This is a genomic window from Luteimonas sp. Soil_C_16 (assembly GCF_057657295.1).
Map to the genome: position 1 here is coordinate 197,795 of NZ_JBDGIS010000001.1, position 23,688 is coordinate 221,482.

The 23,688-nt window shown below is 66.5% G+C and carries 23 protein-coding genes and 1 pseudogene; 11 read left to right on the forward strand and 13 right to left on the reverse strand.

Going from position 1 to position 23,688, the window contains the following annotated elements:
* Nucleotides 1–282 precede the first annotated feature (282 nt).
* From AC3A5T_RS00930 to AC3A5T_RS00945, 4 genes are all read right to left on the reverse strand, one after another.
* Complete coding sequence (locus tag AC3A5T_RS00930) at nucleotides 283–783, reverse strand: CIA30 family protein (protein ID WP_487626941.1); 501 nt, start codon at nucleotides 781–783, stop codon at nucleotides 283–285.
* Complete coding sequence (locus tag AC3A5T_RS00935; protein WP_487626942.1) at nucleotides 780–1,760, reverse strand: NAD(P)H-quinone oxidoreductase; 981 nt, start codon at nucleotides 1,758–1,760, stop codon at nucleotides 780–782. Before AC3A5T_RS00935 ends, AC3A5T_RS00930 begins: the two co-directional genes overlap by 4 nt.
* A 90-nt stretch (nucleotides 1,761–1,850) precedes the next feature.
* Nucleotides 1,851–2,180, reverse strand: a complete 330-nt coding sequence (locus tag AC3A5T_RS00940) for a hypothetical protein (protein ID WP_487626943.1) — start codon at nucleotides 2,178–2,180, stop codon at nucleotides 1,851–1,853.
* Between the two features lie 189 nt (nucleotides 2,181–2,369).
* Nucleotides 2,370–4,280 carry a putative bifunctional diguanylate cyclase/phosphodiesterase gene (locus AC3A5T_RS00945; protein WP_487626944.1) on the reverse strand — a complete coding sequence of 637 codons (1,911 nt, stop codon included), beginning with the start codon at nucleotides 4,278–4,280 and terminating at the stop codon, nucleotides 2,370–2,372.
* 309 nt (nucleotides 4,281–4,589) lie between these two features.
* On the opposite strand from AC3A5T_RS00945, the gene AC3A5T_RS00950 reads away from it, so the two are divergent.
* Nucleotides 4,590–5,138, forward strand: a complete 549-nt coding sequence (locus AC3A5T_RS00950; protein WP_487626945.1) for a DUF805 domain-containing protein — start codon at nucleotides 4,590–4,592, stop codon at nucleotides 5,136–5,138.
* A 24-nt stretch (nucleotides 5,139–5,162) separates the two neighbouring features.
* On the opposite strand, the gene AC3A5T_RS00955 is transcribed toward AC3A5T_RS00950, so the two are convergent.
* Together AC3A5T_RS00955 and AC3A5T_RS00960 are read right to left on the reverse strand one after the other, a co-directional pair.
* Nucleotides 5,163–5,510, reverse strand: coding sequence for a hypothetical protein (locus tag AC3A5T_RS00955; protein WP_487626946.1), 348 nt, complete (start codon nucleotides 5,508–5,510; stop codon nucleotides 5,163–5,165).
* 65 nt (nucleotides 5,511–5,575) lie between these two features.
* Nucleotides 5,576–7,798, reverse strand: coding sequence for a DUF5916 domain-containing protein (locus AC3A5T_RS00960; protein ID WP_487626947.1), 2,223 nt, complete (start codon nucleotides 7,796–7,798; stop codon nucleotides 5,576–5,578).
* 222 nt (nucleotides 7,799–8,020) lie between these two features.
* Here AC3A5T_RS00960 and AC3A5T_RS00965 point away from each other — a divergent pair, with 222 nt between their 5' ends.
* From AC3A5T_RS00965 to AC3A5T_RS00975, 3 genes are all read left to right on the forward strand, one after another.
* Entirely contained in the window at nucleotides 8,021–9,217 is a 1,197-nt protein-coding gene (locus AC3A5T_RS00965) for an FAD-dependent monooxygenase (protein WP_487626948.1), read from the forward strand.
* 159 nt (nucleotides 9,218–9,376) lie between these two features.
* The gene (locus tag AC3A5T_RS00970) at nucleotides 9,377–9,610 is read left to right on the forward strand and encodes a hypothetical protein (protein ID WP_487626949.1); all 234 of its coding nucleotides are present in this window, start codon (nucleotides 9,377–9,379) and stop codon (nucleotides 9,608–9,610) included.
* 233 nt (nucleotides 9,611–9,843) lie between these two features.
* Nucleotides 9,844–10,176, forward strand: coding sequence for a hypothetical protein (locus AC3A5T_RS00975; RefSeq protein WP_487626950.1), 333 nt, complete (start codon nucleotides 9,844–9,846; stop codon nucleotides 10,174–10,176).
* Between the two features lie 209 nt (nucleotides 10,177–10,385).
* On the opposite strand, the gene AC3A5T_RS00980 is transcribed toward AC3A5T_RS00975, so the two are convergent.
* Together AC3A5T_RS00980 and AC3A5T_RS00985 are read right to left on the reverse strand one after the other, a co-directional pair.
* Nucleotides 10,386–10,682, reverse strand: coding sequence for a hypothetical protein (locus tag AC3A5T_RS00980; RefSeq protein WP_487626951.1), 297 nt, complete (start codon nucleotides 10,680–10,682; stop codon nucleotides 10,386–10,388).
* 278 nt (nucleotides 10,683–10,960) lie between these two features.
* Nucleotides 10,961–11,272, reverse strand: a pseudogene (locus AC3A5T_RS00985) (NAD(P)H-dependent oxidoreductase); the annotation flags it as partial.
* A gap of 44 nt (nucleotides 11,273–11,316) precedes the next feature.
* On the opposite strand from AC3A5T_RS00985, the gene AC3A5T_RS00990 reads away from it, so the two are divergent.
* Genes AC3A5T_RS00990 through arsB form a run of 3 tightly spaced genes read left to right on the forward strand, consistent with a single transcriptional unit; the run spans nucleotide 11,317 to nucleotide 13,232 of the window.
* Entirely contained in the window at nucleotides 11,317–11,640 is a 324-nt protein-coding gene (locus tag AC3A5T_RS00990; RefSeq protein WP_487626952.1) for an ArsR/SmtB family transcription factor, read from the forward strand.
* A 36-nt stretch (nucleotides 11,641–11,676) separates the two neighbouring features.
* Nucleotides 11,677–12,168 (forward strand): arsenate reductase ArsC, encoded by a 492-nt coding sequence (locus tag AC3A5T_RS00995; protein WP_487626953.1) that lies wholly within the window; start codon nucleotides 11,677–11,679, stop codon nucleotides 12,166–12,168.
* Nucleotides 12,165–13,232, forward strand: a complete 1,068-nt coding sequence (gene arsB / locus AC3A5T_RS01000) for an ACR3 family arsenite efflux transporter (protein ID WP_487626954.1) — start codon at nucleotides 12,165–12,167, stop codon at nucleotides 13,230–13,232. The genes AC3A5T_RS00995 and arsB overlap by 4 nt, the downstream gene beginning before the upstream one ends.
* 8 nt (nucleotides 13,233–13,240) lie before the next feature.
* On the opposite strand, the gene AC3A5T_RS01005 is transcribed toward arsB, so the two are convergent.
* Nucleotides 13,241–13,417, reverse strand: coding sequence for a hypothetical protein (locus tag AC3A5T_RS01005; protein ID WP_487626955.1), 177 nt, complete (start codon nucleotides 13,415–13,417; stop codon nucleotides 13,241–13,243).
* A gap of 350 nt (nucleotides 13,418–13,767) precedes the next feature.
* Between AC3A5T_RS01005 and AC3A5T_RS01010 the strand changes: the two genes are divergently transcribed.
* From AC3A5T_RS01010 to AC3A5T_RS01020, 3 genes are all read left to right on the forward strand, one after another.
* On the forward strand, nucleotides 13,768–14,028 hold the full coding sequence (locus tag AC3A5T_RS01010) for a hypothetical protein (protein ID WP_487626956.1): 261 nt from the start codon (nucleotides 13,768–13,770) through the stop codon (nucleotides 14,026–14,028).
* A 488-nt stretch (nucleotides 14,029–14,516) separates the two neighbouring features.
* Nucleotides 14,517–15,848: a putative bifunctional diguanylate cyclase/phosphodiesterase gene (locus AC3A5T_RS01015; RefSeq protein WP_487626957.1), complete on the forward strand. Its 1,332-nt coding sequence runs from the start codon at nucleotides 14,517–14,519 to the stop codon at nucleotides 15,846–15,848.
* Nucleotides 15,849–16,014: 166 nt separating this feature from the next.
* Nucleotides 16,015–18,102, forward strand: coding sequence for a hypothetical protein (locus tag AC3A5T_RS01020; RefSeq protein WP_487626958.1), 2,088 nt, complete (start codon nucleotides 16,015–16,017; stop codon nucleotides 18,100–18,102).
* A 281-nt stretch (nucleotides 18,103–18,383) separates the two neighbouring features.
* On the opposite strand, the gene AC3A5T_RS01025 is transcribed toward AC3A5T_RS01020, so the two are convergent.
* The 4 genes from AC3A5T_RS01025 to AC3A5T_RS01040 form a co-directional block, all read right to left on the reverse strand.
* On the reverse strand, nucleotides 18,384–18,530 hold the full coding sequence (locus AC3A5T_RS01025) for a hypothetical protein (protein WP_487626959.1): 147 nt from the start codon (nucleotides 18,528–18,530) through the stop codon (nucleotides 18,384–18,386).
* A gap of 735 nt (nucleotides 18,531–19,265) precedes the next feature.
* On the reverse strand, nucleotides 19,266–20,654 hold the full coding sequence (locus AC3A5T_RS01030; protein ID WP_487626960.1) for a serine hydrolase domain-containing protein: 1,389 nt from the start codon (nucleotides 20,652–20,654) through the stop codon (nucleotides 19,266–19,268).
* 103 nt (nucleotides 20,655–20,757) lie between these two features.
* Entirely contained in the window at nucleotides 20,758–21,153 is a 396-nt protein-coding gene (locus tag AC3A5T_RS01035) for a hypothetical protein (RefSeq protein WP_487626961.1), read from the reverse strand.
* A 55-nt stretch (nucleotides 21,154–21,208) separates the two neighbouring features.
* Entirely contained in the window at nucleotides 21,209–21,946 is a 738-nt protein-coding gene (locus tag AC3A5T_RS01040) for a PIN domain-containing protein (RefSeq protein WP_487626962.1), read from the reverse strand.
* A 339-nt stretch (nucleotides 21,947–22,285) separates the two neighbouring features.
* On the opposite strand from AC3A5T_RS01040, the gene AC3A5T_RS01045 reads away from it, so the two are divergent.
* Entirely contained in the window at nucleotides 22,286–23,650 is a 1,365-nt protein-coding gene (locus tag AC3A5T_RS01045; RefSeq protein ID WP_487626963.1) for a sensor histidine kinase, read from the forward strand.
* Nucleotides 23,651–23,688: the final 38 nt, after the last annotated feature.

Genomic DNA, 23,688 nt, shown 5'->3' on the forward strand with positions numbered 1-23,688 from the left:
CTACAGATGTAGTCATCATGCAGTGCCGAAGGTCACGGAGGGCTATTCGTGCCCCGGTCGTGCATCACGCGACCGCCTCGGACGCTTGCGATGGCGTCCGGTGCTGGCGCGGAACATCTGCAGCTCTAAAGCCACCGAAATTTCAGCTGGACCGCATCGATGTCGATCGCGTCATGCGCGTCGTCATTCTCTGCACGGCAGGCACGAAACCTTCCGGGTGCGCCCGACGAACGTGACGATCGTCAGCATCAATGCTGCGCCACCGTTGCCAGCGCTGCTCTGCTATCCGGCCACCGGCCTGATCCACGCGACGTCCAGCGCGAAGTCACCGGCCTGGCCATCGCCGATCAGCAATCCGATTTCTTCGACCTTCGACAGATCCAGCGTCGGACCGTCGAGCACGGTGCCGCGATACGTCGGCTGCATGTCGGCGAACGCGACGTCCGCTTCGATCCAGTCGCCGGCGCGGGTCTCGAAGTCGCCACGCCAGGACACGTTCGAACCGCGATGGCGTGCATCGGTGGCGATGCGCAGCTGGTAGGCGCGGCCATCGCCGCGGACGCGCAGCCGCATCGCGGTCGCGCCGTGGAGATCGAACGCGCCGCGGGCGCGGGTCGAGGCGAAGCCGCCGTTGTCCTCCAGCGACGTGGCGCCGCTGAAGTGCAGCACGCCCGCACGTACCTCGACGCGGCTGCGGGAGTGGCCGCCCATCACGTCGTCGTCGAGCGTGACCCAGTGCGCGTCGATCGCGCCGACGGGAAACCCGGCGAGCGTCGCGCTCATGCGACCTCCAGCACGACCTTGCCGAAGTGCTCGCCGCTTTCGAGATACGCGTGCGCGGCGGCAGCTTCGGTCAGCGGGAACCTGCGATCGATGATCGCATTGACGCGTCCGTCGGCGATCCACGGCCAGACGATGCGCTCGACGGCGACGGCCAGGCGCGCTTTCTCGTCGGCGCTGCGCGGACGCAAGGTGGAGCCGGTGAGCACGGCCTGCTTCTGCATGATCTTCATCACCGGCACCTGCAGCACGGGACCGCCGAGCGCCGCGATGTAGACGATGCGGCCTTTCGGATTCAGCGCGTCCAGCGTGGCGTCGAACGTCGGCGCGCCGACCATGTCCAGCGCCACGTCGATGCCGCCGTGCTCCTTCGCGATCGCACCGAACTCCATCGTCGAGGTATCGACGGACACGTCCGCGCCGAGTGCACGGGTCCGCGCCGCCTTGTCGGCGCCGCGGCTGCTCGCCAGCACGTGTGCGCCGGCGGCCTTGGCCATCTGGATCGCGGCCACGCCGATGCCCGAGGTCGCGCCATGCACCAGCAGCCATTCGCCCGGCTGCAGCGCGCCGTGTTCGAACACGTTGGCGTAGACGGTGAACACCGTTTCCGGCAGCGCCGCGGCATGCGCCCAGTCGAGGCCGTCCGGGATCGGCAGCACGTGGCGCGCATCGGCCACGGCGTACTCGGCATAGCCGCCCCCGCCCAGCAGCGCGCAGACGCGATCGCCTTCCTGCCAACGCCCAGCGCCACGCACGATTTCACCCGAGACTTCCAGCCCCAGCGTGTCGGGTGCGCCGGGTGGGGGCGGATAGGTGCCGCCGCGCTGGGCGATGTCCGGGCGATTGACGCCTGCCGCGCGCACGCGGATGAGCACTTCGCCGTCTGCGGGCACCGGCCGTGGCCGCCGCACCGGATGCAACGCGGCGGCGTCCCCCGTGCCACCCCGGATGGCGATGGCGGTCATGGTCGGCTCTGGCATGGCGGGATCCTGCGATCGCGAGCGGGGCTCGCAGAGGGCGCCACCGTAAACGCGCAGGCGTTGCGATCAGGTGTTGTCTGATCTCCGACCTCAGTTGATCGACTGCCCCGGGCTGGGCGTGTGGTTCGCCCGGTAGCGCGTGACGATCAGCATCTCCACCCCATGCACCCGGCCGATCGAGCGTGCCTCGTAAAGTTCCAGGGTGTCGGCGCGTCGCAGACAACACCAGCGCCTGAAATGCGCCGCCCAGGCCCGACCCGGGGGCCGATTGCTCCGCGCCAGAAAGTCCTCCAGTGCGAACGTCTTCGACTCGCGGCCCATGGGGCTCGCTTCCCAGAACGGGATGTCCAGCAGCCAGTTGTATGTATCAGGCACGTCATCACCCGTTGCTTCCAGCCGGGCGCTCGAGGCGCCCGGCATCGTAGAGCGGCCGTCGTGGCCGCTACGGAGAACACCGCCTTACCGTCGGCTTCGTCTGCCTGGTGTTCCACATTGCGCAATGGATAGGCGCCGGACTGCCTGCACACGGTTCGTCCGACGCGCGTCGATCATGGGTTCATTGACGCCTGGCTTTCGTTACGAATTTCTGCGCGCCGGTCCGCGGCCGCCTCACCGGGACGGCAGCGACTCCGATTCCACGGGGGCCTTCAGCACCTGACACAGCGCCGCATTCGGCATCGCCTTGCCGTACAGCCAGCCCTGCAGGCGATGCACCCCGGCGGCCGCCAGCGAAGCGGCCTGCGCCTGGGTCTCGACACCTTCCGCGATGACCTCGATTTCGAACGCGGCGGCGAGGCCGACCACCGCCCGCACGATGGCCAGATCCGCCGCGCTGTCGGGCATGCCTTCCACGAAGCTGCGGTCGATCTTCAGCGCATCCACGGGCAGGCGCTTGAGGTAGACCAGCGAGGCATACCCCGTCCCGAAATCGTCGATCGCCACCTGCACGCCCATCTCTCGCAAAGGCCGCAGGATGTCGAGTGCATGGTCGATGTCGCGCATGAGCGTGGTTTCGGTGAGTTCCAGACTCAGTCGTGCGGGATCAAGCCCCGACGCGTCCAACGCGGCCTGCACGTCCTCCAGCAGACCGGATTCGTCGAACTGTCGTGCCGACACATTCACCCGCACGCTCGGCGCGGCGCCTGCCGTGTTGGCCGGCCAGGTCGTCGCATCCTGACAGGCCTGACGCAACACCCAGCGTCCGACGTTCACCATCAGGCGGGACGGCTCCAGGACCCCGATGAATTCGCCTGCCACACGCAGCTGCTCTCCCGAGCGCCAGCGCAACAGCGCTTCGGCCGCCACCCACCGGCCGTGTCCTGCGTCGTATTCGGGCTGGTAGTGCAGCTCGAACTCGCCGTTGGCGAATCCGTCACGCAAGGCGCGCTCGAAGCGCAACGCCTCCACCAGCGAGGCATGGTGTTCGGTGTCGTAGATCGCGTAGCCGAACCGACCGGCTGCGCGCGCCTGCGCGGCGGCCTCTTCGCCCTGCTGCAACAGCAGCAGGGCATCCTCGGCAACGGCCTGCTCGGCCACCGCGATGCCGATGCTCGCACCCGGATCGACATCGGCGTGGTGCCAGTCCATCGACTCGAGCGTCGTGAGGATGGACTCGGCCAGACGGATCACGGTCCGCTTCGCCGGGTGGGTGCTGACCAGGAAACTGAATCCCTCGGCGCTGGTCCGCGCGAGCTCGGTGTCGTTGCCCATCAAGGAACGCAGGATCTGCGCGACGCGCCCCATCACCTCGTCCACACTCGGCGCACCTGGCGACCAGGCCACCCCTCGGCTCACGTCCATCTGCACGTGCACGATGGCGAGGATCTCGTTCTTGCGAAGCGGGCCACCCAGAAAGCGCTGCCGGATCAGCTCGGTCATGTAGTCGCGGTTCGGCAGACCGGTCGCGCCGTCATGGAGCCGCAGATGCTCCACCTCGGCCTCGGCCCGTCGGCGCCGGGCGATCTCGAACGCCATCGCCACGTAATCGCCCATGCTCGCGGCGAACGTGGTTTCTTCGGGCGACCAGGTGCGTGCGCCCTCCAGACTTTCATGGCAGATGACGCCCTGCAGCTCGCCACCGACGAAGGCCGGCGCGTCGAGCACACCATGGATGCGGTGGCGTTGCAGGTAATCGCGCAGCGCGAGATGCGAACGCGCCATCTCGGCATCGCGCTGCAATTCGTCTACTTCCAGTGTCCGTACATCCTTGAACGGCGCGATGTAATCGTCCTCGTCGAGCGGCAGCGTTTCCAGCGCGTCGAACGGGGCGCTGAGGCCCGACTTCGCGTCGTAGACGTGCAGGCAGCGCAGGCAGGACGCGGTGGCCTCGTAGTTCCACACGCTCACCCGCTCGATCTGCAGCGCGCTGGCCGCGGTCTGGCAGATCGCGCCGATGGCCGTCTCGAACGTGCACTCGGGGCTCCAGACCTGGCGCGTGAGGGCAACCAGCGCGCGCGTGAACCGCTCGCTCGCATTCTCTGCATCGGGTTGCAGCGCCGACGAGGGGACGGGCTTGAACATCTGCAATGTCACTGGACCACCCCCGCGGGTCGAGGCGCAACGAGTCCATCCGGCGGATGCCCCGAGCGCTCATTCAGCACAGTACGCCTAAAGCAGGCGCATAGTCCCGCGCGCGCGGCGTACCGATCTGCGCGATGCCCGTTCCCACGACACCGCCGCCCTGGGCCCCGCCTGGATGACGCCCGGACTCCACAGCGCCCTGGCCCCGTGGCGGCCGAATGTCGGCCCCGTGTCGCCTCCGGGTCGTAGCGCGATGCCGCGCGGCGGCGGGATGATGGGCGCCATCCGGGATCCACGAGCGAGGCAGCCATGCAGATCGACAGCGTTTACCTCCGCGAGCTGCGGACCGGCCGCCGCTGGTCGCAAGAGCAACTGGCCGAGCTCAGCGGCCTGAACCTGCGGACCATCCAGCGGCTCGAATCCGGGGCGAAGGTGTCGACCGAATCCCTGCGCGCCCTCGCAGCCGTGTTCGAAGTGCCAGCCGAGCGCCTGTTGCTGGGCACGCCCGCACCCGGCCAACCCGCGATCGCGGCGATGCGCGACGGCGTGCTGCGCGGCCTGGAGTTCACCGGCACCACCGGGCGCGCGGACTTCTGGTGGTTCGCGCTCGCGGTGACGATGGTGCTGGCGCTCGCCGGTCTGCTCGGCGAGGCGACCGGCCCGCTGCCGTTGCAGCTCGCATCGCTGGTCGTGCTGCTGCCCTGGATCGCGGCCTGCACCCGGCGCCTGCGCGATGCCGGTTTCAGCCCGTGGTGGCAACTCATCAGCCTGGCGCCGGTCGGCGGCCTGCTCGTGCTGCTGTGGCTGCTGAGTTACCCGACGAAATCCGAGGCACCGCTGGTCGCATCCGCGGGTTGAGGCGGCGCGCCGGCCCGTGCGCGCTCAATACCCGCTCGCCTCGTACTCGCGCAGGAACACCTCCAGCGGCACCAGCGCCTTCGGCGGCAGGTCTTCGTCCAGCAGCGGCGCGGTGTGGCGACGTGCGCCGATCCAGCGGGCCATGAACCGCTTGGCCTGCGCCGGCGACGCCGCGGTGCCGACGTATTCCCTGCGCCGCCACCTGAGCCAGTAGCGCCCGCCCGGATACACCGCGCCCACCGTTTTGCCCTTCCACATCAGCATCGTGACGCCGGCGCACTCGCGCCAGTCGTAGAGCAGCGGAATCGAGCGCGGCACGCGCCGCGCCACGCCGATCTCTTCCCGCAGCAAGGGGTTGGTCTGCCATTCCATGGCCGCAGCGTGGCCGGTGGCCGCCTCAGCGGCTGAGACGCGGCGCGCCCGGCTCGCGATGCGCGCTACAGCTCGAAGCGGTAGCTCAGCTTCACCGCCAGCTGTTCGTCGTCGCGCAGCGACAGGCTGTCGAACAGAGCGTCGCCGACGCCGTCGCTGCCCGGCTGGCGCGCGAAGCCGCCGCGCGCGTAGACCACGTACAGATACGACAGCGGCGCCAGTTCGTAGCGGTAGCGCACCTGGAAGCCGAGATTGCGGACGTTGAAATCGTCGATGGCCTCGGTGCCCGCGATGGCGTTGCCGGCCGGATCGAAACGCCACGCGCCGGTGGCGCGCGCGCCGATGCCGATGGCCTGCAGCTTCACGCGCAGTTCCTGGCGGGCATCGACCGTCCAGTCCAAGCCGGCGCTCAACCGTGTTTCGCGACCGTCGAACGCACCGACCAGTCCGGGTTCGACCGGCCCCTGCCAGATCAGCCAGTCCGGCCGCCGGATCGCGACGACTTCCGCGTTCAGGCGGAACGCATCGCTGACGAAATACGTGCCGCCCAGCCAGCCCGCATAGCCGATCGCGTCGTTGCCGGCGAGGCCACCGCTGAAGACTTCGGCGCCGTACCCGGGCGCCCAGTTGCCTTCGCGCGGGCGCTCGTACTCGTAGGTCGCGCTGAAGCTCTCCGGCAGCTTCACCAGCCCGTTGCCGCGCAGCAGCAGATCGTTGACGCCGGCGCTTTCGATTTCGAGCTGGGCGTCGCCGGTGCCGCCATTGCGCAGCTGGCTCTGGCGGCGCATGCGGAACTGGTCGTTGAGCTTGTCGCCGCGGTCGTTGTGACTGGTGCTGATGCGCCAGCGCCAGTCGACGGACGCATTGCGCGCGGTCTCGGGCAGATCGGTGAAGCGCTTGCGGACTTCCCAGTGCAGGTAGTTGGTGCTGTTGCGCGACAGATAGCCGAAATCGTTGATCTCCAGCGCGTCGCCGAAGTGCATGGCGATCCACTGCTGGCGCCAACCGTCGTCCATCTCGTAGTCGGCCCACAGCGTCGCGCCGACATCCTGCTCGGTGTCACCGGCCTGCTCGATGCGGCTGCCGAGCAGGCGTGTGCGCACGTTCCAGCGCGCGGTCGGGCGCCAGTTGTGATCGACGCCGAGCACGGTCGCTTCGCGTGCGCGGAACGGATCGTCGACGCGGGTCAGCATCGCGCCCAGGTTCTGCGATTTGAAATCGCGCACCAGCCGCAGCGCCTGGTAGGCGCGTCCGGTCGGGCCGTCTTCCTCGGCCACGAACACGCCGTAATTCGCGCGACCCAGGCTGCCGTTGAACTTGACCGCCGCCTGGATGTCGCCGGTGCTGCCCACGCGCCGGGTGTAGAGCTGCTGGCTGAAATCGGACGGCGTGGTCAGCTCGAAGATGCCCTGGTTTTCTGTGAAGAACGGCCGCTTGTCGCTGATGAAGGTTTCGGTGGCGCTGAAGTTCACCACCAGATCGTCGCTCTCGACCTGGCCGAAATCCGGATGCACGGTGGCGGCGAGCTGGAAGCGGCTGCTCGGTTTCCAGAACACGTCCATGCCGGCATTGAAGTCCCGGCCCTTGCGCACGTTGTCGTACAGGCCCGACGCATACGGCGTGACCGCGAGCAGCGACTGGCTGTACTGCTGCACGGTGATCGGCGCGAAGTCGGACAGGAAGCGCGGGCGCTCGAAGCTCGCCACCGGCCAGGCCATGCGTTCGCCGGTGGAGCCGATCACGCGCGCGAGAAACACCTTGAGCGTGCGCTGCCCGTCCGCGCCGTCGCGCATCGGCGCGGTATGCCAGGGAATCAGCAGCTCGACCGACCAGCCGTCGTCGTCCTCGGCCACGGCGTGGCGCCACTGTCCGTCCCAGTCGCTGTTGAAATCGTTCTGGTTGGTGATGATCTCGTCGGCAATGCCACCGCTCGCACTCACGGTGAACGCGTACCCGGTGCGCCCGTCGCCGTCGAAATCGACGAAGACGTTGACCCGGTCCACCTGCTCGTCGAAATCCCGCTGCACCTTCTGCCGCGAGCGCGCCACCTCGGGCGGCTGCACGTTGCGGAACGCCACGGCCAGGCCGTCCGGCGTCGCCAGCACCCAGGCTTCGGTGGGCAGCGAGCCGGGTTCGCCGGTCAGCGGCTGCACCTTGCGGAAGTCGACGATGTGCTGCGCGCCCGTCCATTCGTCGGGGTCGATCCGCCCGTCGATCTCGACCGCGAACGCAGGCGCGCACGCGAGCGCGAGCGCGGCCGTTACGCGGCGGATGAACCCTCGACCCACACCCCTCTCCCTCGATCCCCTTGGAACGACGCGCAGGCTAGCCGCGCGCCCGGCGCGCAGCGCCTGCCATCGGTCATGGCGACTTCCGGGGACAGGGCGTTGCAGCGATGCAGCGCGGCGACCGGCGATTGCCAGACGGTTCCAGGCCGCCGGTCACGCCCTCACCGGGCCTAGCCGAAGCACCGCGGATGCTGGCGCCTCCCGCCTCGGATACGCACCCCCATGACGCGACGCATCCTGATCACCGGCGCCAGCATCGCCGGCAATACCGCGGCGTGGTGGCTGGGCCGGTCCGGCTTCGACGTCACCGTGGTCGAGCGTGCACCGGCCTTCCGCGATGGCGGGCAGAACGTCGACATCCGCGGCGTCGGTCGTGAGGTGCTGCGCCGCATGGATCTGGAACAGGCCGCGCTCGATGCTGGCACCGGCGAGACCGGCACGGCGTGGGTGGATGCACAGGGCCGGATCGTCGCCAAGGTCGTCGCACCGCCCGGCGAAGACGGCCCGACGGCGGAAATGGAAATCCTGCGCGGCGATCTGGCGAAACTGATTCACGCGCCGGCGCAGCAGCACGCCACTTTCCGTTTCGACGACTGGATCACCGCCCTCGACGACAGCGCCGAGGGCGTACGCGTGACCTTCCACAGCGGCACCACCGAACGGTTCGATCACGTGCTCATCGCCGAGGGCGTCGGCTCGGCGACGCGCGAGCTGGTGTTTCCGGGCGAGAACGACCCGCGCTGGATGGACATGCTGTGCGCCTACTTCACGATTCCCGGGCAGGCCGATGACGACCGGCTGTGGCGCTGGTACACCGCGACCGAGCGGCGCAGCGTGAGCCTGCGGCCAGATCCCTACGGCACCGCGCGCGCGACACTCACCGCCCTGCAACCGCCGGGCGGCGAGCAGGACTGGCCGCGCGAACGCCAGCAGGCCTGGCTGCGCGAACGCTTCGCCGATGCCGGCTGGCAGACGCCGCGCGTGCTCGCGCATGTGGCGACCACCGACGACTTCTACTTCGACGTGCTGCGCCAGGTGCGCATGCCGCGCTGGTCAAAAGGACGCGTGGTGCTGCTCGGCGACGCCGCCTGGTGCGTGACCCCGCTCGGCGGTGTCGGCGCCACGCTCGCGGTCACGGGCGCGTACGTGCTGGCCGGCGAGCTGGCCCTGCAAGACGATGCGCGGGCCGCCTACGACGCTTACGAACGCGCCATGCGTCCGATGGTGGACCAGGCCCAGGGCATTCCGAAGTTCGGGCCCCGCCTGCTGCATCCCCGCACGCGCGCCGGCATCACGGTGCTACATCGCGTGCTGGCGGTGGCGACCCGGCCGGCCTTGATCAAACTGTTCTCGCGCGTGTTCGCGTCCAAGCCGAAGACGCCCGACCTGACGCGCTACGGCGCGTTGCCGAAGCGCTGATCACGCGCGTGCCGGATCGCTCGCCATCGGACGGCCAGTCGCGTCTCAGCTTCTGAGACGTACATCCGGACACTGCTCGCCCTGGGCAGTCTGGCGCCGCCCGGGCCCGACGCGACGCCATCATTCGCGCCCCTTTTGGAACTGCGGCAAGGATTCGATTTGAGCCTGCTCACCGACATCGAAGGCCAGATCCTCTTCATGCATTCCCAGGGCAAACGCCCGCGACGCATCCAGGTTCCGCTGCGCCTGCGCCCGGAACTCGAATTCTCCATGCGCCGCTCGCAATCGGCCCGTCGCGATGACGAAATGCCGCTGCACATTATGGGTGTCATGGTCTACTTCGAAGGCGAGTCGGTGGAAATCGAGTCCGACAGCGGGTCCAACTTCGGATAATCCGGCTCGGGCGTGTTCATGAACAACCGCACGCCGAGCGCGTTTGCGGATCGAACTCGGTGCGCGCCCCAAACCGGCTTCGCGCACAATGCCGACACGCGGCACGCAAGGTAGCGGGCCCGCTCACGCTTCCTGGCGCCGCGCAAGCGTCCCACCGGGAAGATGGCGTCACGACACGGATGCAGTGCGCGTGCGCCAATGCGCGGCTTGGCGCAGCCAGATCGGGAGGCATCGTGGAATCGCGAGACTATGCAACCGCGTCGCTGGCCGAGCTGGACGAAGAGCTCGAACGTCTGGCGCGCCTGAGCGCGTCGCCCGAGACCCTGCAAACCACCTTCGACCGATCCGCCGATGCCATGCGGTCTCTGATCTCGTCCGATTCGAAACCTTGGCTCGAGGAACGTCTTGCAGAGGTGGCCGATAAATTCTGCGGGCCCATGCGCCAGACCGGGATCGAAGACAAGGGTGACGAACCGGTCACGTGTGAACTCGTCGAACTGATCGCGGCGCCGCTGGCGAACGTCTTACCCGAAGACCCACCCGACTCGGCGTCGCTTCCGGCTTGACCCCGCCCACTGCGCACGAGGTGCGCACGACGGTCGCGCTGCCGACGCCGATACGGTGGCTGCGCGGCGTTGCATCCATATCGGTCTGGTGGTCCTGGGTGTCCCGCACGTTTCAGAGCGGTCGCCGGCCTCGCGTGTGCGGATCGCGCGTCGTCAACGTCCGTGATCTCGACCTTGGCCTCGAACGCAGAGCTGCCCGGGATCGGTCTTCAGTTGGAATCGTTACTCGCCCGCCGCCGCATCAGCAGCACCATCTCGATGCCGCAGAACGCTGGCAGCGCGCGGGCATCGTAGAGCTCAAGTGCCTCCAGCCGGCGAACGCGGCACCAACGCCGGAAATAGACGTACCACGCCTGCGCGAGCGAGAGATTGCTTCGCTCGAGAAAATCCGAGAGCGCGAATTCGCAGGATTCATGCGTGGCCGACACCTCCCAACAGGAGAGATCGGAAATCCAGTCGAAAGAAGGCGCATTTCGGCTGACTGGAGGCGCGGTGACACTGGCCATCTGGATTACGTCATTCCGGCCGGACATGCGGCCCAGCTGCACCTTACGCTCTATTCAGCTTTTGTTTCTTGCGAGGGCGCACAGAAAGATGGGACCTGACATCCGCTTTCCATAATCCCGGCACGCCTTTTGAAGACCGGCGATCGGGCTGCTCCCGAGCCGGCATCGAGCGCGCCGCGATTGACCGGAATCGAATGTGAGGCAGCGCCTCCGCATTTCCGCCTGCGTATTCCAGAAGCGCCGACGTGTCACGCGCCAGCGAGACAGCAGCGGGAAATCCGCTCCGGGCTCACCCAGACCTGGCCCTCAGACCACAGCGACAGTGCGCGCAACGCCTCCACCTTCGGATGGGTGGCCGGCACCGAATCGAGCATCGGCAGGTCGTGTGGATCGAACAGCCGGGTGTCGGCGCCGAACAGTTCGAGCAGGCGCTGGGCCTCCAGCGCCAGCTTCCGGCTGTAGGACTCGGGGCGCAGCGAGCCGTAGAGGATCAGGATGCGCGGCGGATGGCCGCCGGCCGGCACGCCGAGTGCAGCCGGGTCGATGGGCTTGAACGCGTCGGTATCGAGATTGGGCAGATCGGATGCCATCGGGTGACTTGTGACCGTCATAATTGTTCGACTATTCTAGAAACATGGAACATAAAGCCGCAACCTCCGCACTCGCCGCCCTCGGCCAGGACACGCGCCTGTCGGTCTTCCGGCTGCTGGTGCGGGCCGGTCGCGCCGGCAAGCTGGCCGGCGACATCGCCGAAGCGCTGGCCCTGCCCGGCGCCACCCTGTCCTTCCATCTCAAGGCGCTGACCGCCGCCGGACTGGTGAGCGGCGCGCAGAGCGGCCGGACCATCCGCTACCGCGCCGATTTCGATGCGATGAACGCACTGGTCGGCTACCTCACCGAGAACTGCTGCGCCGACGACGCAGGCGACTGCGCGCCGTCCGCTGCCTGCGGGCCCTGACCCGTTCCGTTACGCAATCCACCCGAGAGCCGACCCATGACCCGACGCGTCCTGTTCCTGTGCACAGGCAACTCTGCCCGCAGCGTGCTGGCCGAAGCCACGCTTCGCGCCTGGGGCGTGGGCCGTTACGAGGCCTACAGCGCCGGCAGCCAGCCGGCCGGCCAGGTGAACCCGTTCGCGATCGCGCAGCTCGAGCGCGAGGGCTTTCCCACCGACAACCTGCGCAGCAAGTCCTGGGACGCGTTCTCGGCCGAGACCGCCGCGCCGATGGACCTGATCGTCACTGTCTGCGACAGCGCGGCCAACGAGAGCTGCCCGATCGTCCATGGCGACTTCGTGCGCGTGCACTGGGGCCTGTTCGATCCCGCCGCGGTGACCGGCAGCGACGCCGACAAGCGCGCCGCATTCGCGCAGGCGCACGCGATCATCCAGAAACGCATGCGCGCGTTTCTCGATATCCGCGATGACGTCTGGGTCGACAAGGCCGCGGTCAAGGTGCTGCTCGAACCGATCGCCGACGTCGGATGAGCACGCTCGCGCCTGCGCCCGGTCGCCTGTCGTTCCTCGATCGCTGGCTCACCCTGTGGATCTTCGCGGCGATGGCCCTGGGCATCGCGCTCGGCACGCTGTTCGACGGCCTGCCGGCCGCGCTCGATGCGCTCAGCTGGGGCAGCACCAACGTGCCCATCGCGATCGGCCTGATCCTGATGATGTATCCACCCTTGGCCAAGGTGCGCTACGCCGAGCTGCCCAACGTCTTCCGCGACAAGCGCGTGCTCGCGTTGTCGCTGGTGCAGAACTGGCTGATCGGGCCGTTCCTGATGTTCGGGCTGGCGGTGCTGTTCTTGCGCGACCACCCGGACTACATGACCGGCCTGATCCTGATCGGCCTGGCGCGTTGCATCGCGATGGTGCTGGTGTGGAACCAGCTGGCCCGCGGCGACAGCCAGTACGTCGCCGGGCTGGTCGCGTTCAATTCCGTGTTCCAGATCCTGTTCTTCAGTGTCTATGCCTGGTTCTTCCTCAGCTGGCTGCCGCCGGTGTTCGGGCTGGAAGGCAGCGTCGTCGACGTCAGCACCTGGACCATTGCGCAGGCGGTGCTGGTGTATCTGGGCATTCCGTTTCTTGCCGGCTACCTGACACGCCGCTGGCTGGTCCGGGCCAAGGGTGAGCGCTGGTACGAGACGCGCTTCCTGCCGAAGATCAGCCCGATCACGCTGGCCGCCCTGCTCTTCACCATCGTTGCGATGTTCAGCCTCAAGGGCGCCGACGTGGTGCGGATTCCGATGGACGTGGTGCGAATCGCGGTGCCGCTGACGCTCTACTTCCTGATCCAGTTCGGCATCAGTTTCTGGATGGGCAAGCTGATCGCCAAGGACTATCCACGCACGACGGCCATCGCGTTCACCGCCGCGGGCAATAATTTCGAGCTGGCGATCGCCGTTGCCATCGCCGCGTTCGGTCTGGCGTCACCGGTGGCGTTCGCAGCCGTGATCGGCCCCCTGGTGGAAGTGCCGGTGCTGATCCTGCTGGTGCACGTGGCACTGCGCCTGCGGGCCCGATCGGCGGCGGCGGTTCCGCGCGAGGCCTGAAGGCGCACTCAGGGTGCGTCGGTCTCGCTCTGTTTCGCATGCTGCGCCTTTTTCGCCTGCGCGTCCTTCTCGTCCTGCGCATCCTTCTTGGCTTGATCGTGATGCCATTTGATGGCGAAGAACATGCCCACGCCGAGCACGACCACCTTGAACACGATGAACACTATCGGGAACCAATCGTACATTTCGATGTCATCCGGGCCGGCACGCGATACCACCGATCGTGAGGCGCATGCTCGCCCTCACGACACCGCTTCAGCAGCATCCAGGTGTGCGTGCCGTCGAGTGGCATCTTAGTCCTCTCCCACGCCCCGCCCGCGCGACCGTTTGTCGCACCGCCCAGCCCTGGAGCTGCCCAACGCTACCCGCGCAATCGCGACCGTGACCGAGCTGTCGCGCATGGCCGCGATTGCGCAAGGTCGGCGGTCCCTGCATCTCCGATCTCCGCACCACTGGCGTTCTCAGGTGCATCCGCGATTCACGGCCCGCCCGTATCTCGCTGTTCAAGCCCGTGCTCACACATTGGAGAGTTGCGATGGCGCGCCCCGACAATGCACACGCTTTCACCGTCACCGCCCAGCCCCGCCGCACGATGCACATCGTCGTTGCCGAACTGAAGGCGCATGTGCGACGGCAGAAAGCGATGGGGCGGCGCGAGCTGGCCTGGAGTGTCAACGTCGGCGGACTCGACGACGCGACGCTCGACGATGCCCTGGCCGCCATGGCGCGTGTCGGCTGCAATGGCGCGTGGGAGCGCGAGTACGGCTTCGTCGCCCATTACACGCTGACCTGGTAACGCCAAGCGGGCTGCACATTCTGCGAGCGCGTGGCCCATCGGCACGCGCCGATGGCTGCGCTTCGAACGAAGCGCCCGGGTGGCCGTCCCGCCGATACGGGCGAGGTGCAACTGCTCACACGCAGGCAGCCTTCCTAGAAGCGAGGCGCCACTGTCGTTCCGGTGCGCCCGACGATTTGCTGGCGAGCGCATGGCGGTCAGAGGATCCGCTGCGCACACAGCGACACATCAGTGCCGAACGCTGTGACAGCGTTCGCAGTTGACGACGCTGGCCGCAAGTTGCGGCCCAAAGATGAATACGGAACAGGCATCATCCGGACCAGATCGGCGCCGCCCTCGACGCCGCGTCGGATGCGCCAGAACGTCCCCCCAGTTGACCTTGCTCAATCAGCCTTTTCACGGGAAGACGAATTGATGTAGCCACGTCGCGCCAGCGCTGAAAGAACGAGCAACACCATGATGGACATCAACGGCGCGAGCAGCACGGAATGCTGAAATTCCAGACCACCGCGCGTCGCGAGAAGGTGGCCGCCATCCTGACGATGACAGGCCTGGCGTGCATGTCGCTCGGGCTGGCGTGGGCGCTGTGCTACTGGTATTTCGACCGCGCGGACCTCTCGGTCCTGTTCGTGGGTGTCATGGTCGTTGGCGTAATGGCATTGGCCCGCAGCAGGCGCAGCGACGGCAGGTCGATCCTGTTCGTCGCCCACGGCATCCTGATCGCGACGTGCGCCATCTCGCTGATCGACGCGCCCATCGAATGGGTGCCGCGCTCGGCGCACATGTTCCTGCTCCCGCTCGCGGCAGGCGCGGCCTTCACCTTCGAAGCGCGCGAGCGCTACGGCTCGCTGATCTTCCCCTTGATCTGCCTGGCAGCATTCGCCGCGTTCGCGGCCGGCGCACTCGATCCACTGGCGCCACAGATCTCGCCGCCAGTCGAAGTGCGGGAGTGGGGTGCACGGTCGAACATTCTCGTGGCCATCGCGCTGCTCGCGGCCATCTTCAGGATCTACCGCGCGGATGTCGGCAAGCGCCTGCAGCTCGAACGCGAACTGGGACGCGCCGTGCGCAACGGCGAGATCGAAGTGCACTACCAGCCGCAGGTGCGCGGCGACGGCGCGGTCACCGGCGTGGAAGCGCTGGCGCGTTGGCGCCACCCATCTGGCACCCTGCTGTCACCGGATGTCTTCATCCCGGTGGCCGAAGAAAGCACGCTGATCAGCGACATCGGTCTGGAAGTCCTGCGCCAGGCCTGCGACAAGCTCGAGGCGTGGTCCGGCGCGGCGCACACCCGGCATCTCCGCATCGCGGTCAACGTCAGCCCGATGCAGCTGATGGACGAACACTTCACGCCGTCCCTCACCGCCGTCATCCGCCAAGCCGGCATCGACCCGACCCTGCTGGAGCTGGAACTCACCGAGTCCGCGCTGTCCACCAACACCGCGGCCATCGTCGACAAGATGCGGGCCATCGAGGCGCTGGGCATCACCTGGGCGCTGGACGACTTCGGCACCGGCTATTCGTCCCTGGCCACGCTGCGCCAGCTACCGGTGCGCAAGCTCAAGATCGACCGCCAGTTCGTCATGGAAGCCTCCACGCAGGACAGCGCGCAGCGCCTGCTGGCCAAGATCATCGAGATCTCCCAGGTGATGCACATGAGCGCATTGGCCGAAGGCGTCGAAACGGTCGCACAGCGCGACCTGCTGATCGGGATGGGCTGCGACCACTTCCAGGGTTATTTGTTCGCGCGGCCCATGTCGGAATCGATGCTGGACGAGTGGCTTGGGCGCACTGAGCAGCCGCGCGTCCACCGCGCGTGAGAAATAAACCTGACACGTTAATTCTCTGAGGGCGACGTTCAGCACGCGCGCCGGCACTTCATGACCGTGCGTGCCAGCCACGCCCATCGCCTAGGGCAGCCCCCAATGCCGGCGCCACGCGCGTCGACCTAGCATGCGGTCTTCCTCCGATTCTCTCGGCCTGCCCATGAGCTCGATCTACGGTATCAACGCACAGACCTACCACCGCCTGCCACCCGAGGATCAGGCTTCCGTCCGCGCCAGCTTCCAGTCGCAACAGGCGCCGGCCGCGCCCGCCGCGCCGCCCGTCGAACCCTTGCCTGCGCCCACGGTGGCCGGGGCAACCACGGCGCAGGATGCCGTCGCGGCATTGCATGCGCTGCCGACGCCCAACCATGCGGACCTGGGGCAGCTGCGATTGCCGCCCGAGGACCGCCAGTCGATCGTCGAGAGCCGCAACAGTGTTTACAACGCCACGCGTGCCGATGCGGCCCAGCAAGCCCTCGATCGTCTGGCGCCGCAGCGCAGCGACTACGACGCGCTGCCGCCCGCCACTGCCAACATGGAATTCCAGCAGGCGCAGCAGGCGTGGGCGCAGAATCCGTACGCGAACGAGCTGCAGCGCATCGTCGACGAGGCGACGGCATCGCCGACGACGATTCCCTCCTATCTCGACAGCGGCGCGAGCACGGCCGACACCGCGCAGTTCACACCCGAACAGATCCGCGGCGCGCTGGCCGCGGTGGGCGTCGACATTCCGGCCGATGCCAGTGGCGAAACCCTGGACGCCGCCCGCGAACTGCTCGCGACATTCCCCGACGACATCCTGTCGCTTGCGATCAATCCCGGCAGCCAGGTGAGCTTCACCCAGGGCGCCGGACTGGGCACACCGAACCTGGTGGGCCCGTCCGCCGGCTACCAGCTGGATGCCGGCGCGGAAATTTCGTTGTCCGATGTCACGACCGGCGTGGACTTCGCGCAGACCCAGCGCTTCGAAGCGTCCGTCACCGTGCAGGGCGGCGTGGGCGTGGACCTGAGCAAGACGCCGCTGCAGCGTCTCTACGGCTGGGCGGACCGTCTCGGCCAACTGCCGGATGCCGCGCGTCAGCTCATCGGCGACTCCCCCGTCCTGCGGCAGGTCATGAAGGGCTTGCCGGTCTCGGGCTCCTACACCGAGTTCACCGGCACGCAGCTGAGTTACGAAGCCACGGTGACCGCGGATCAGGGCACGCAGCTGGCGGACGGCAATGTCGACGGCCTGCCCAATCCCCTCGACCCGATGAACATGGCGGCCGGCACCTCCGTGCTGATGCGCGGCCAGGCGCTGACCGGCAGCGCGTTCGAAGCGAACTACAAAGTGTTCACGATGGGCGGCACGACGGCGGAACTGTCGGGCCTGGGCTTCGGCGTGACGCGCCTGGAAGGCTCGATGGTCGAGATCTACTCCGGGCCGGTGGACACCGTGGAGAACGCCTCGTTCTTCGGCATCGGACGACAGGGCGCGGTTGCGGTGGGCTTCGGTTCGGAGCTGAGCATGGAATCGCGCGAAATGCAGATCGCGCGCCTCGACCTATCGACCGCGGAAGGCCAGGCTGCGTATCAGGCCTTCATCAGCGGCGGCACCATTCCGGACTGGGCGCCGCCGGGTGTGCAGCAGTCGGGCACGACGGAAGTGTTCTCGCACGAGTTCGCGCGCAGCATCGGCGCGGAGCTGGGACCGCTGTCGGTCGGCTTCTCGAGCGAATCCAACGGCACCATCACCCAGACCCGCTGGGCCGACGGCACCGTGGATTACACCAACACCTATACCTCGGCGACCGGCATTACCAGCGAGGTGACCGCGACCGTCAATGCCGACGGCACGCTCAACCACGACGACGCCACCTGGCGCGTCGTCTACGCCGATATCGACCCCGCCTCGGCCAACTACATCGAGAGTGCCTACGACCCCTCGCAGGCCAACGACTTCGCCGACAACAACCAGCACGTCCAGTTGCAGATGACTAGCGCCGAGCTGATGCAGCTGCGGGACCTGGCGCGTACCTACGTCGGCACGCAGATGGACCCGGGCGTACTCGAAGCGCTCGACAGTGGCGTGCAGTCGCCGAACCCGCTGTCGCCGGAGCAGGCGATCGCCGTCGCACAAACGCCTGACGAAGTGTTCGCAGCCCTGACCAACAGCAACCACGGCACCGCGTATGCCGAAGCGCTGCTGGCCATCAGCTTCAATGCCGACGGCATGCCGGGCGACGTGCGGATCGCCTCGGCCGACTAAGCCGGCACACGGCGCGTGCAGCAGCGCGGCTGACCCCGCGCTGCCCTGGTGCCCTCAGAAGCGTCGGCGCTTGCACACCATGCTGCGGATCGAGGGGGCGCCTGGTGCGCCCGCTCGATCCATCGACACACGCTGCGTGGATTTGCGGGCCTACAGACCCACCACGCTGCCTGCATCGAAAACAGGTTCGACCTGCGTCACACGACCCGCGGCGGGCATCGATCCACTCAACACAGGACGTACGGCCGGCACTTACGGCCCGTTGGTCTCGTCTTCTGTCTTCACGCGCCCCGCCTCGCCTGGGCGTCCGTCTTGTCCTGTTCGTCCTTCTTCGCCTGGTCGTGATGCCACTTGATGGCGAAGAACATGCCCGTGCCGAGCACGACCACCTTGAACACGATGAAGACTATGGGGAACCAATCGTACATTTCGATTTCATCCAGGCCGGCACTCGATACCACCGATCGTGAGGTGCACGGTTCACCTCACATCGCGGCTTCAGCAGCATCCAGTTGTGCATGCCGTCAGGCGGCATCTTAGACCTGTCCAGGAGCCCCTCTACGCGACACGTTGTCGCACCTTCCTCGAACCATTTGCTCCTATTCAGCTGAAGGAGATCCAGCGTGTGCGAGGCACAGTGCCGACTGCCAGCCGCATCAACACCTTGCGGCGTAAGCCGGCCTGCTGGTGTCCACGCAGGACTGCTTACCAGGACTCAAATCTGGAGACACCGCCCCTCTTTCAAGAAGTTGCCTGCAGACGTTCCCTGAAGTCTGCATCTGCACCCTGCTTCCCGCACGTACCCATCTCTCCAGGCGACTGCTCACAAGTTGGAGAGTTGCGATGACACGTCTCGCGTATGCCCACGATTTCGCTGTCACCACGCTACCTCGCCGCACGATGCATTCCGTCGTCGCCGAACTAAAGGCGCACGTGCGGAGGCAGAAGGCGATGGGTCGTCGCGAGCTGACCTAGAGCATCAACGTCGGTGGACTGAGCGACGACGCGCTCCACGAAGCGGTGGATGCAATGGGACGAGTCGGTTGCACCGGTATATGGGAGCGCGAGTGTGACTTTATCGCCCACTTCACCCTGACCTGGTGAGATCCGCCTGCCTGGGCGGCTTGCGAAGACGCGACCTGTCGACCCGCGTCGCGAGCGGATCACTCCGCAGCTCCCTCGGTTGACACCGTCGGCGGCGACAGATGCCAATGCAGCCGCGTCAGCAGGCGGTCGCAGACCGGCGGGTCGCGGTTGCTGAGGCAGACCATGGTCATGTCGTTGGTCGGATAGATCGACAAGGCAGCGCTGTTGCCGGGTGCGCCGCCGCCGTGGCCCCAGTGCGGAAACTCGGGTGGGCCTGACGAGATGAAGCCGTAGCCGTACCAGTCGGTCTGCTGCTTGATCGCCTCCTCCAGCAGCGGCAGCGGGATCAGCTTGCCGGCCCTGAGCGCTTCGACGAATCGCACTTCATCATCGGCGGTGGTGACGCCGCCGCCTGCAGGCGTGCCGCGCCATGGCAACTGATCGGCGCTCGGCACCAGCGTGCCGTCGTCGGTCTGCGTGTAGCCACGGGCGACATCACCCATCTGCTCCAGCGTCGGGAAGCGTGTGGCCGTCATGCCGGCCGGCGCGAAGATGTGTTCGGCGACGTAGTCGTAGTAGCTCTGGCCGCTGACCGCCTCGACCACGGCGCCGAGCAGCAGGAAGCCGTAGTTCGAGTACTCGAAGTCCGATCCCGGCGGGAATGCCGGTGCGCGGTCGCCGTTGAGCTTGATCAGATCGGCAATGGAACGCACCAAGGCGCGGTTCGCGCCTTCGTCCGGCTGCAGCACGCCGATGTCGCCGGTGCCACCCTGATGCGACAGCAGCTGCCGGATGGTGACGGCCGTCATCGTCTTGTTGGGGTAGTCCGGCAGGAACTTACCGATGGGATCGTCAAGGCCGACTTTCCCGGCATCGACCAACTGCAGCACCGCCACGGCGGTGAACATCTTGCCTTGCGATGCGAACAGGAACGGCGTGTCCAACTGCACCGGCATGTCGTCTTCGCGATTGGAGAGCCCAAAAGGCTTGGCGTAGAGACGCTGGCCGTTCTGCTCGATGACCAGCACACCCGAGAAGCGATCCGCTGCCGTCAGTTGCGTGGCGAACGCGTCGAACGCTTCCAAAGCTTTCGACTGCGGAATCTGCAGCGGCGCTTGTGTGATGTGTTCGAGACGTCCCGACGCTGCGTCCTCGACCTGCACGGTGATGCGTCGTTGGACGGGAAAGCTGCGCTCCTGCGTCAACGCGACGAACTCCAAGGGCTCGTTGCGTTCGATCGTGACCACATCCAGGCCGCCGGTCTCTTCGCGGCTATCGAGCAGGTACTCGATGTTGTGCTCCGGCTCGCCGAATCGTCGTGCGTTGAACTCTGTCAGCGCAGCACGATCATTGCGGTTGAATGCGTCCAACCACTCGTTGAAGGCTGTCTCAGCGGGTGGCTTCGCTGCGGCTGCGGCTGCGAACATCATCAACAGCGCTGCGATGATCAAAGTACGTGAGCGCATTCGACCCACTCCGTCTGGATCCAACAGGGGATCCGATTGTGGCGAGCATTCGGGGCAGCCACAAATCCGGCCCTGGGTCGCGACCTTCAGCGGTCGGCCCGCTTCAGATGTCGATGAACGTAAACGTCTCGCGGAAGCGCCCTTCGATCTCGGGGCTCCGCATCAATGCCTCCAGCGCTTTCGCTGGCGGCACAGGCCAATCCTCACGTTGATGCCCACGGCGGACCGCAATGCCCAACAGTGCGGCGCGCTCGACCTCCGAGCTCCGCCAAGACCGTACAAATCCGATAGCCCGGTAGATCTCAACAGGCGAGCCGTCACAGTCCGCCAAGTCGAACAGGTAGGAGGGCGCCTCCGCGAGCTCAAGCTCGCCAACCACTTTGAAGCACCACTCTCTCAACTCGTCCCGGACGATGGCAGAGCTGAAGAGGGACGCCAGAACAAAGCCGATGGTTTCACTGCTCTGGCGCGTGAGCCCCTGAAGCGCGTCGGATGCCATCAATGTCGTACCTCGAGAATACGTGAACCTGACCCGTTACTTCGTAGAGCGCCGGTCAGCTTGGCGGGTAAGTAACCTTGGTGCCAACGACCACGATGTGGCGGGCGTCCTTGAGGCTCTGCAGCACGGCGTCGATCGTCTTGTCGTCCAAGGCGGGCTTGAGCCATGACTTGATGGAGGCCCGCAGCCCGGACAGTGTGCCCGGCTTTGTGGACTTCGCCAGAAGCGCGAGCACGGCTTTGGCGTGGGCCGCGCTGGAGAGTCCTGGTGTCTTGCATGTCGAGGTGGATGCCGGGGGATCGACCACGAAACTGATCCGCGACGTCTTCGCGCGCTTCGCAACGACCGGCTTTGCAGCGACAGCTTCCGGCGCTTTGGCAACGGGCGTTACCGCGCTCGGCTTCTTGGGCTCTGTCCCGACCGCAACCGGTTTCGAGACGGGACCGAGTTCCGGGATTCGCGTGCAGTCGACGCCCTTTGCCTTGAGGTGACGCACCAGCGGATCGAAACCTGTGTCCTTCGAGACGATCCGGAACTTCGCGCTCGGCTCCTTCGCGGACAGGCATCCGATGTAGTAGGCGATGTGGAAATCCACTGCATCCGGTCCGCTGCCGGTGATCTGGATGTACTCCGCGTCCGTACCGAACGGCTGCAACGCCTGGACCAGGTCGAGCATCACCTTGGTCTGCTGCGCCCCCAGAAACACTTTGACGCGCGACGTCCCTGGCTTGAGACGATCGAGCGCCTTGGGCTGCACGTTCTCGAAATCGATCAGGTAATACGGCTTGTCCATGCGCCCTCCCCTTGGGCCTGATTCTGCAGTGCGAACGCTATTGCGAGGCGATAAATGAGACGCCCCCATGACACCTTGTCCTTACCTTCCTCTCATTCGACGTGCTTCAGAAATAAAGATTGGGGCCCGAAGAACTACAAGGATTGCAAGAGAAGAAGTCACTCCCTTCAGCGCACCGTGCCCAAAGTAAAAATGCCTCCCTCATGCTTCGATGTAAATGAGACCGGCAGAGATTTTTCGATCGCTTTCCCCGCATTTGCACACCATATTATTAGGGTGCGCAAGTCCCACTGGGATCCCAGTGCTTTTGGTAATAGACCTTGTGAGAGGAGACCGTTGATGCTCAGCCGCGCGCGTGCCGTGTTCGATGTACCAGCCATCGTCGATCCTGTGGATCGCCGCAATGCCCCCATGCTGCAGGCTGTTCTGGGACTGTTAGGCAGTCTCCCGCCAATGCTCTGGGCCTATCGCGTTTTCTTTAGCGATGTGGCTTGGCGTCCGGGCGAAACCGCATCTCTGGCAACCAGCCTTGTCATCAGCGCGTTGGCGATCTGGTCCTTTGTTCTGATTCGTCGAGCGAAGTTCCAGTGGGCCGTCCGACAGATGCTGCTCGTCGTCGCCGTAATGATGCTGGTGTCGTATTCCATGGCGGGTCTGGCGTCGCACACATTCGAGCAGCCTATCCAAGTCATGTGGCTGCTTGTCGCCGGCATGATGGTCGGCCGGGGCGCGTTATGGTCAATCTATGGAGTGCTGATCCTCGCAATGGCGCTGGGAGCCCACACCGACGCCAGCCGGACCGGAGAGCCGCTTTCGGAGGCGCTGGCCGATGTCGGTGTCAGGGCGATCATGTTTCTCTTGATCACGATCGTTGTGGACCGCACGGTGACCGCCTTGCGTGCGAGCCTGCGCGAGGCGACGCGGCAAGCCACTTCGCTCGCCGAAACAAACCTGCGCCTGACCAAGGAGATCGAGGCGCGCGAGCGCGCGCAGGCACAGCTTCTGCATGCGCAGCGGGTCGAGGCCGTCGGCCGCATGGCCAGCGGCGTCGCCCACGATTTCAATCATCTGCTGACATTGATGCTGGGCTACATCGACCGCGGCCGGCATGCGGACACGCCGGGGGAACTCGACGCCGTCCTCAGTGGACTGGAAATGGCCGTCCGCCGCGCGACGGCGATCACCCACAAACTGCTGCACTTCGCCCGCGACGATGACCGGCAGATCGAACGGTTCGATGCCGCCGAAGCCACGCGGGAGATCGTTCCGATGCTGCGACAGACACTGGGTCCGCGGATCCCGCTGTCGCTCGAGATCGCCGACGCGCCCTGCCCGATCCTGTTCGACCGGGCCCAGTTCGCGTTGGCACTGCTCAATCTCACTGCGAACGCGGCCCAGGCGATGCCGGAAGGCGGCCGGTTCACGCTGCGCGTGACGCCGTCCGCAGACGATCATCTGTTGATCGAGGTCAGCGACACCGGCCACGGCATACCGGACGACCTCCATCAGAAGATCTTCGAACCGTTCTTCACCACACGCCCTGTCGGGCAGGGCACCGGACTGGGTCTGGCCGTCGTCGCAGGTCTTGTGACCGACGCGCACGGCACGATCGCGGTGGACAGCCAGCCGGGCGCGGGTACGACGTTCCGGCTCCGCCTCCCCCTCGCGTGGGAGGACGCCGCACGCGAAGACCGCGCCGCCTGAGGTCTGGAGCTGCGTGCAGCAGTGGCGACGCCCGGCAC